The sequence below is a fragment of the Psychrobacter sp. FME5 genome (assembly GCF_014861375.1).
GTDB lineage: Bacteria > Pseudomonadota > Gammaproteobacteria > Pseudomonadales > Moraxellaceae > Psychrobacter.
Window position 1 is genome coordinate 1 of record NZ_RRYX01000117.1, and the last position, 9026, is coordinate 9026.

The window sequence follows — 9026 nt, forward strand, 5'->3', positions numbered from 1 at the left end:
TTCATGTACGGTTCTTAGGGGAGAGGATTGTGGCAACACAACCCTTTTACCCGATAATGGTTTTGCGAGTGCGGTGTGACTCATGACCGCGATGTTAATGCGGCAAAAAACATTCTTGCGCTCGGGCTTGAGCGTCTAGCGGTAGGAATCCCCTCCGTTTAGGGAGGGGAGGAAGTCAACAAAAGCGTTCAGGTTGCCATTGCCTCCTTAACGCTTTTTTTATTTTTCGATCGTGAGTTTTCGATTTTAATAGAGCGATTCTTTCCAGTTTCGACTGACAGTATTTTGACGATGTGCAGCTGACAATGTGCTTGTGTTCAGGTACTATGGAATGATGAGTTATCTAAGCGTGAGCGTTTGTTTTGAACGCCCTATATCTGCCAATATGGCAGTTATATCGTATGGCTTAGATGATGTTTATTTTTGCTGCTGATGGTATGTTATGACTGAACCGACCGCAAAGCCGAACGCACAAGCCAGTAGTCACCAAGGCTCTACCGCGTCTGCTAAAGAACAAAGCAATATGAATAAAACTAACGCTAAAGACAGCGTAAAAGACCAGGTTAAAGATAACCAACGTCTTAGCGAAAGTGAGCAAAAAGACAAGGTGGTTGAGACACCTGATAAAGCTATGCTTTTGGCGCTTTTTACCTTGCCAGATACTGAAAAATCAGTCACTCAAGACGCTGTCATCAAAGAAACTGCCACCAAAAAAGCTGCTACTGAAACAGGCGGTGAGCTGCCTAACACCAGTACGACCATGCAAAACACTACTGCCAGCGAGACCAATGTCGCCGCGCAGCGTGTGGCGCTTTATCATACCCAGCATGAGCGTACTCGGCTACTATATCTAGCCTCCACTGCTACGCGTCCCACTTACTTGGTACAAACGCTGAAAACACAGTTCGCAGAATATCAGCAATACTTGCTGGCTCAGCAGCTCGACAAGCGTGGCTTGATGGATACTGATGGGCTAGAGCGTCTCTGGCAGCAGCTACATGTGGTCGATGATATTATTGCCGATATCGTGCGTCATATGCCAGCCCAACAACCGGCAGGGTGGCAGCTGACTACACAAGATGGGCGTAACCCACTGTGTTTTGCCACTGTCGGCAAGCTCAAAAACGGCAAACCTGTTTTGGACCAAGGCAGTCTCAACGGTTATGTGCTCGGGCACTTTGGGGTTAGTAGCTTCACTTATGATCGCGGCTATTATATTGGTCACGTGGTTGGTTACTTATTTAGTTGTTATTTCTGCGCCCATCTATCTATTAGTTATGGCGTCACAGCGCTGGGTCAGCAGGTGGTTGCCGATTATGATTATGCCAGTCTTGAGACCCCGCATATGGTGAGGCTACTACAAGGTCTGGATGGTTATTGTAAAAAACGTATTTATCAATTGGCGGTGATTTGTGCCCGATTGAGCGTCTTTGCCAGCGATAAGCGTATCGAAAGAATGCTGATAGCAGAGGTCAATGACTTTGATAAAAAGTTGCAACAACAGCATTTAGATGTGTTGCTATTACAAGGCATAATGCCAGATAGTAGCGACTCTACGCCGCTTTTCTAAATCGTTGACTGTCTATAGTCGATTCCAAATAAAACAGATAGATTCTATTTTGATGCGGAACTGGTATAGACTTTCTGGCGTGCTGTGCCTGCGCAGACAGAGGCTGCAAAACTTATGTTTTAAACGAAAGTGTTCCAGCCCCGCTGTATCGCTTTTATATTGAACTGACTATATTTTGAAATCCTGATTTATAACCTTTTTTCATTGGCCGTCTTAGGATATCTGCTGCTATGCCCGCTTATCATTTTAAAGCGCTTGACGATCGCGGCAGTGTCCAAAAAGGCTTGCTCGAAGGCGATTCTGCGCGCCAAGTACGTCAGCAACTGCGTGATAAACAATGGACGCCTGTTGAAGTTAGCGCGGTCAATGATCGACAAAACCAAGATAAAAACCGCCATAAAAAACCCTCTGCTTATGAATTGGCACTGCTCACCCGCCAACTATCGGTATTGCTCGCTGCTGGTATTCCATTAGAGGAAACACTTGCAGCTGTCGCCAAGCAATCGCCAAAAACCCATATCAAATCTCTCATGCTCGCCGTGCGCTCGCATGTATTAGAAGGCCTGAGTTTAGCGCGAGCGTTGCAGCAAGCGGCGAGTTTTCCACCGCTATACATTGCTACTATCGCCGCTGGAGAGAAATCAGGGCATTTAGATTTAATCCTCAATCAGCTGGCCGATTACACCGAAAACCGCTTTGCCCTACAAAATAAAATTAAAGTTGCTATGGTCTATCCGATTGTGCTGATGGTGATGGCAATTTGTGTGATTATGGGTTTGATGAGCTTTGTGGTGCCCAAAATTGTCAAAGTCTTTGAACAGTCTGAGCAAGCACTACCGCTGATTACCCAGGTCGTTCTGGCGATGTCGAACGCCATTACCCAGTGGTGGTGGCTGATGCTACTGGTATTGGCAGGGACGGCCTTCTTATTTTATCGTTTTGCCCAGACGCAAGCCGGTAAATTGGCCATAGACAGCACGGTACTAAGATTGCCAGTACTGGCGCGATTATCAAAAGGGCTTAATGCGGCGCGCTTTGCCAGTACACTGGCGATACTCGTACGCTCAGGCGTGCCGTTGATTGAAGCGTTACATATTGGCGCTGCGGTGACGACCAATTTACATATTCAAAAAACCATCATTACCGCTGCTGATAGGGTCACCGAAGGCTCGAGCCTATCGAGTCAATTAGAAAAATCTGCCTATTTTCCGCCAATGATGGTACAAATGATTAAAAGTGGTGAAAACTCGGGAGAGCTGGAAAATATGCTCAGTCGCGCCGCCAATATGCAGGAAGCCGAAGCCACTAACTTTATCAGCACTTTACTGTCGTTACTTGAGCCGCTGATGCTGGTATTGATGGGCGTAATAGTGATGATTATTGTGATGGCGGTGATGCTACCCATTGTTAATATGAATGATTTGGCAGGTTAGGGTGTGTCCTCAATGCAATCGGCAAATATCTAAATATTCTAGCAATCTGACTTAAAGCTTAGCTAAGTTTCTTAAGTTTTGCTTACTGTTGTAGATTATTGACCACATCCTGTTTCTTCTTTCGCTAAATCCAGCATTAGGCTATAGTGAGCTTCAACTAGGGCGTGTCCTCATTTTGAAAATGGTGATAAAAATGAGATAAATTGCAGTCAAACAAGGAAAATAGCACAGATAATATCAAGATATTAGCCAGCTATTTGACACAGTTTGGCAAGATTTAGCCATTTTTAGCCCATTTAGTTGATTTCGTTCAGATTGAGGACATGCCCTAAGTATTGATATTTAAATATCGCTACCTTGAGTTTGCAATCTCAGTGCTAACAGTCATATCTAATAATGTTATGGCAGTGGTGGATAAAAATAAAATCATCGTCTATAGTTGCAATCACTTCATTGTTAATTCAATATTCAGGTATAACTGTGATAATAAAAGCGACGATTATGATTAATAAGACCAAAGTAAACACCACTTTACCAAGCTCAGAAACCACCACTCAAACCTTTTCAGCAGCTAGCAGTAAACAGATGGCAGCATCTGTACAGCGTAGCCAGTCTGGTTTTACCCTGATTGAGATTATGGTCGTCATTGTGATTTTGGCGATTCTTGCTGGCCTTGTGGTGCCTAACATAGTGGGACAGAGTGATAAAGCGAGGATAAAGACCACTGAAATAACCTTGTCCTCAATATCTAATGTATTAGATCAATATAGAGCTGACAATGGTCGCTATCCAACGACAGCACAAGGTTTAGACGCACTGACCACGCCGCCTGCGGAAGCCAAAAATTATCCTGACGGCGGCTATATTAAAGGTGACTATCCAACAGATGGTTGGGAGAATGAGCTTCAGTATGTCTCTCCAGGTAGTGAAGGCCGCCCTTATGATTTGTTTTCTCTGGGCGCTGATGGACAGCAAGGTGGCGAAGGTCAGGATGCCGACATTTATGCCAAGCTATAAGCGCTAGCCCGATAATTTTTCGGAGACGTTACGGGCGCTATATCTGCTGAGAAGTAAACCGCCTACTGGTTAAAGCACTTCTAGTGATATCTATATATCAACCAATAAGGCGTTATTGGTTGATATTTTTTATGAATATATTGAAATATCATTGTTTAATATGCTCAGTTCAAAGTAAAAGCATCGTTTATAAAAATCAGTTATTGAAGCCATCAGAGGTAACCCTATGTTTATCACAATGCCAACATCAGCGCTAACATCAAAACCAGCCAACAAAAATAAAGGTGCTGCTAAAAAGTTTTATGCACTTACTATTGCCAGTAGCTCAATAGTGGCAGCATTGGCAATGACCTCCATGCCAACGCAGGCTGCAGGTCTGGGCGAATTATTTGGTAATAACAATGCAGCACAATCTAAATTCTTGCCAGTCGATAAAGCGTTCCAAGTGGACAGCATTACTAAAGTAACGTCTAAGGGCACGCGTTTATCGATCGCTTTTGATATTACACCTGGTCATTATGTTTATAAAGATAAGCTTACTTTAAATTTCCCCAAAGGTATCAGCGCCGTCCCATTTACTTTTAATCAGTCGCCGGTTTCTATTGACGATCCAACCTTTGGTAAAGTGCCTGTGTTTACCCAAAAAAGCATGGTAGCAACCACGACTCTTACGACTAAAAATGGCAAAGCGGCAAAAAATGTGCCGGTTGTTATTGGCTGGCAAGGTTGTGCAGAATCAGGATTGTGCTACCCACCAGAAAAGATTAAAACCACGCTCAATATTGCCACACGCAAATAAGCGGGTACATAAATAAGCCGTCAGTAGTAATTTTAAATAGCAGTTATAAATAGGTAGCGTTTCATGTCCATTAAGACACCAAAAACCATCTCGTCAGTTCAAACGGCATCATTAAGCAGGCCATCACTAACGGTAAATAAACCGGCAAAAAAGTCTTATTTATTGGCATTTGCTATTGCGGTCAGCTCTTTACTGACAGGGCTGACCGCGACCACCATGACCACGCAGGCGGCAGGATTGGGGGATTTGTTTGGTAACAATCAAAGCGCTGCGCAGTCGGAATTTTTATCGGTGGACAAAGCGTTTCAAGTGAGTAGCAGCACTAAAGCTGCCAAATCTGGGACGCGCTTATCGATTAACTTTGATATTACTCCAGAGCATTATGTTTATAAAGATCAGCTGAAACTCACATTGCCTGCTGGTGTGAAGGCCGCACCTTTTACCTTTAGTCAATCGCCTGTCTTAATCGATGATCCCACCTTTGGCAAAGTGCCCGTATTTGATCAAGTCAATATGGTCGCGAGCACTACCTTGACCAGTGCCGATGGCAAAGTGGTGGACAATGCAGGGATAGTGATTGGGTGGCAAGGGTGTGCCAAAGCTGGGCTTTGCTATCCGCCAGAAAAGATTAAAACCACCGTTAATATTGCTGCTGCAACATCAGAAACGCTAAATGCAGCGGATGGCAATAGTCTTGAAGCAGGTAGCCTTGAAGCCAATAACCTTGAAGAAAGAGGCCTTGAAGCAGGTAGCCTTGAAGAAAATAGTTTGGATACAGAATCAGGACTGTCGGGCGATGAGGTGGTCGACTATGCTTTACTCGAAGATGATTCTTTAGAAGGTGAGTTAACAGGCGCCACTACTATTTCTGGCGCAGACTCCGAAGTATCAAATAATAGTGCGGCTAATGATACGGTAGCCGCCGCCAATGACTTAGAAGAAAGTGATCCATTTGGTCTGGCCAAGCACCCTTGGTTGGCACTGGGCTTATTGTTTTTAGCCGGTTTGGGCTTAGCGCTAACGCCATGCGTATTACCGATGCTGCCGATTGTTGCTAATATCGTCGCTCGTCAAAAAAATCCAACGGTCAAAAAAGGCGTTATCTTAACCACTAGCTATGCGATAGGGGTGTCTATCGCTTACGGCATCCTAGGTGCGGTGATTGCAGTATTTGGTGAATCATTAGGAATTATTGGTTGGCTACAAAATCCAATAATCTTGATTAGCTTTGCGGTAATATTCGTTTTGCTGGCTCTTTATATGCTAGAGGTGTTTACGATTCGTCTACCGTATTTTATCACCAGTAAGATGCAGGGTTTAAGCCAAGCTGGTGATAGTAAAATGGGCAGTGCAGGCGGCAGTTTAGTCGCAGGGTTTCTATCGGCATTGGTCGTCTCACCTTGTGTCTCCGCGCCGTTATTTGGTGCATTGCTTGCCGTCTCGACAATAGGCAGTCCGCTACTTGGTTTTGCCGCTTTATTTATGCTCGGTTTTGGTTTGTCCGCGCCGCTTATTTTAATTGGGGCAACTCAAGGCAAAATTATGCCAAAGGCTGGCGAGTGGATGAACTGGGTCAAGCAAGGTTTTGCCTTACTGCTATTCGCCGTGGCATTGTTATTGATTGAGCGGGTGTTTATCTCGCCAGTGATGCTCTTGGTTTGGGCATTATGGTTTATGGTGGTGGCAACATGGGCATGGAGCTGGTTGGGTAAAGCGCGTATGCTGACTCAAGCTTTAGGGCTTATCGCTGGGATTTGGGCGGCTTGTTTGGTGATTGGTGCGGCGCTTGGTAATGACGATAGCTTGCATCCGCTAGAGTCGTTGAGTGCTGCTCCGATGCTCATGCAACCAGCAGACGGTCAAGCTGGCGGTGTCAATAACGCGAGCAATGCCTCAGACAAGTACATTACGACGCTAGCAGAATTGGATGCCATCACCGCTGCTAACCCTAAAGTCTTGGTTGATTTGACCGCTGACTGGTGTATTGAATGCCGTATTATGGATAAAAACTTATTTACCAATCGCCCAGCGCAAATGCAAGACTGGCAGTTAGTGAGATTAGATATCACTGAGACCACGGCTGACTCTAAAGCTATTTTGGCGCGCTATAAGTTATTTGGGCCGCCGACACTGTTATATTACCAAGACGGGCAGCTAACTCAAAAACAAGTGGGTGAAATTGGTCGTCAGGAGTTTGAGCAGACGTTGACCGCACTTAATAAATGATGCAAAGCCGATAATTTTAGTCTTATCCTCTCAAGACAAAAAAGCCAATATACCGATTCATGGTATGTTGGCTTTTTACTTATTCCTACTTACCTGTTTATTATGCAGCGATAAGGCTAGTATACTATCTATATTTTCATTACAATAAAGTAACAATATCGCAGGCTGATTACAGATCGTCATTACGGTCTTCGATGTCTACGATTTATCTATCTTTACTGATACTTATTTCTTTAGCGATAACGCTAACAGCTATATTAACTATCTTATATACTCTGCTGGCAATCATGTCAGTAGACAAAGGATTTCTATGTTTGCTCATTATACTATTCAGCGTCATTCACAGCGTAATATTGCAGTGAATGGTCAAGCTGACAGCCCGCAATGGACCTTCCGTCAAAGTATGTACACTCCTCTGCGCATGGGCATTGTTATCGCGCTGAGTTGTACGGCGTTACAAGTACAAGCTGCCAATAATGATCAAGAATATAATGAATTACTACCATCAGAAGCGGCGTTCGAATACGAAGGTTATGAAGTAACGCAGGATAGCGATGAGTCGTTAACCAGTGCTGATCCATTAGCTCAACCTGCTAAAGTCGTTAGCAAGGAATTTGTCGCCCAGCAAGCCAAGCTGTTTTTTGAATGTACGGATGTACAGACTAGCGCTGCGCGTTTGGCTTGTTTTGATAAAGTCGCTGAGCAAGGTAAGACACCAAGCTATACGATGAACAAACAGTCAGTAGATTTGGCCAAAACCTTTAAGACCACTATTTCAGGTAAGCCGCAATTCGTTTTTGTAGAAGAAAACTCCACTATCGTTGCTGATGCCAGTAATGACTCTACTGATCCAGATGTCAGCCAAACAGCGACTTCTGAGAGTTTGGATACCATTGGATTGACCACAAGAGAAGCAAAGGTATTAGAGGATGTCGGTGTTACCCAAACTGATATCGAAAAATTTACGCCGCTGAGTTTGTCTTATGACTTGGATAAAAACAGCGAGCGTGGAACATGGACGGTAAGACCGCATCGACCGACCTATCTATTACCATTATTTTACACTTTTGATCCTAATTTAGGTCCCGATACGCCATCACAAGACAAAGAGTCTTTTACGTCTAACGATGTGCGCAATACTGAGCTAAAGTTCCAGTTGTCTTTAAAGACCAAAGTCGCAGAAGATTTGTTCGATACCAGTGCTGATTTATGGTTTGGTTATACCCAAGAGTCGCATTGGCAAGTCTATAACGAAGACAACTCTCGTCCATTTCGCGCCACTGATTATCAACCCGAAATATTTTTGACCCAACCGGTGACCGCTGACTTACCTTTTGGTGGGCGTCTACGCATGTTGGGCGCAGGTGCTATCCACCACTCAAACGGGCAAGACGATCCGTTATCACGCTCATGGAATCGTGCCTATTTGATGGCAGGGGCTGAGTGGGGCAAGCTGTCAGTGATACCGCGTCTGTGGGCTCGAGTAAAAAATGAGAACGCTGATAGCGATGATAATCCAGATATTGAGGACTTCATGGGTTATGGCGATGTCAAGTTCTTATATGATCTACCAGATCAGCAGAGCTTGAGTGGTACGTTACGCTACAACCCAAGCACCAATAAAGGGGCGGCGCAAATTGATTATATTTATCCCTTATCAAAAAACGTCAATGGCTTTGTGCAGCTATTCCAAGGTTATGGCGAGTCCATCATCGATTACAATCATGAAAACACCTCTATTGGCTTCGGTATCGTGCTCAATGATTGGAAAGGCTTCTAATATCAGCATATACCTTGATAATAGTTCATGCGTCGGTGGTGTTCTAAAAAGTATGCTGGCATCAGACGTAGCCATAATTGATGTAAAAGAACACCAAATCAAACACTTTAAAATGATTATCAAGCTTTTTTGAGAAGCAACAAGTCTTTCTAACCGCTCGTCTTAATCGGTGTCTAAGGCGACAGTTATTACCCTCTATAC

7 protein-coding genes and 1 pseudogene are annotated in these 9026 nt (G+C 44.2%); 7 read left to right on the forward strand and 1 reads right to left on the reverse strand.

The genetic code is table 11. The features are described from left to right. Positions 1–57 precede the first annotated feature (57 nt). The 7 genes and pseudogenes from EI161_RS12170 to EI161_RS12200 form a co-directional block, all read left to right on the forward strand. Positions 58–162: pseudogene (locus tag EI161_RS12170) on the forward strand (zinc ribbon domain-containing protein); the annotation flags it as partial. Positions 163–442: 280 nt separating this feature from the next. Then, a complete protein-coding gene (locus tag EI161_RS12175; RefSeq protein ID WP_192524705.1) occupies positions 443–1570 on the forward strand; it encodes a hypothetical protein in 1128 nt (375 codons plus the stop codon). Between the two features lie 230 nt (positions 1571–1800). Then, positions 1801–3003 carry a type II secretion system inner membrane protein GspF gene (gspF, locus tag EI161_RS12180; RefSeq protein WP_192524706.1) on the forward strand — a complete coding sequence of 401 codons (1203 nt, stop codon included), beginning with the start codon at positions 1801–1803 and terminating at the stop codon, positions 3001–3003. A 501-nt stretch (positions 3004–3504) separates the two neighbouring features. Then, complete coding sequence (gspG, locus tag EI161_RS12185) at positions 3505–4020, forward strand: type II secretion system major pseudopilin GspG (protein WP_413038394.1); 516 nt, start codon at positions 3505–3507, stop codon at positions 4018–4020. A gap of 226 nt (positions 4021–4246) precedes the next feature. Then, a complete protein-coding gene (locus EI161_RS12190) occupies positions 4247–4819 on the forward strand; it encodes a protein-disulfide reductase DsbD N-terminal domain-containing protein (protein ID WP_225735376.1) in 573 nt (190 codons plus the stop codon). Between the two features lie 63 nt (positions 4820–4882). Further along, complete coding sequence (gene dsbD / locus EI161_RS12195; protein ID WP_192524707.1) at positions 4883–7045, forward strand: protein-disulfide reductase DsbD; 2163 nt, start codon at positions 4883–4885, stop codon at positions 7043–7045. A 310-nt stretch (positions 7046–7355) separates the two neighbouring features. Then, positions 7356–8825, forward strand: coding sequence for a phospholipase A (locus EI161_RS12200; RefSeq protein WP_192524826.1), 1470 nt, complete (start codon positions 7356–7358; stop codon positions 8823–8825). Between the two features lie 61 nt (positions 8826–8886). Here EI161_RS12200 and EI161_RS12205 read toward each other — a convergent pair. Continuing rightward, positions 8887–9026, reverse strand: a 140-nt coding sequence (locus EI161_RS12205) for an IS1 family transposase (protein ID WP_192528726.1), incomplete at its 5' end; no start/stop codon positions are given.

Bases quoted from the DNA above. Each gene is read 5' to 3' on its own strand.
- EI161_RS12175 (WP_192524705.1), top strand. From the start codon at position 443: ATGACTGAACCGACCGCAAAGCCGAACGCACAAGCCAGTAGTCACCAA.
- gspF (WP_192524706.1), top strand. From the start codon at position 1,801: ATGCCCGCTTATCATTTTAAAGCGCTTGACGATCGCGGCAGTGTCCAA.
- gspG (WP_413038394.1), top strand. From the start codon at position 3,505: ATGATTAATAAGACCAAAGTAAACACCACTTTACCAAGCTCAGAAACC.
- EI161_RS12190 (WP_225735376.1), top strand. From the start codon at position 4,247: ATGTTTATCACAATGCCAACATCAGCGCTAACATCAAAACCAGCCAAC.
- dsbD (WP_192524707.1), top strand. From the start codon at position 4,883: ATGTCCATTAAGACACCAAAAACCATCTCGTCAGTTCAAACGGCATCA.
- EI161_RS12200 (WP_192524826.1), top strand. From the start codon at position 7,356: ATGTTTGCTCATTATACTATTCAGCGTCATTCACAGCGTAATATTGCA.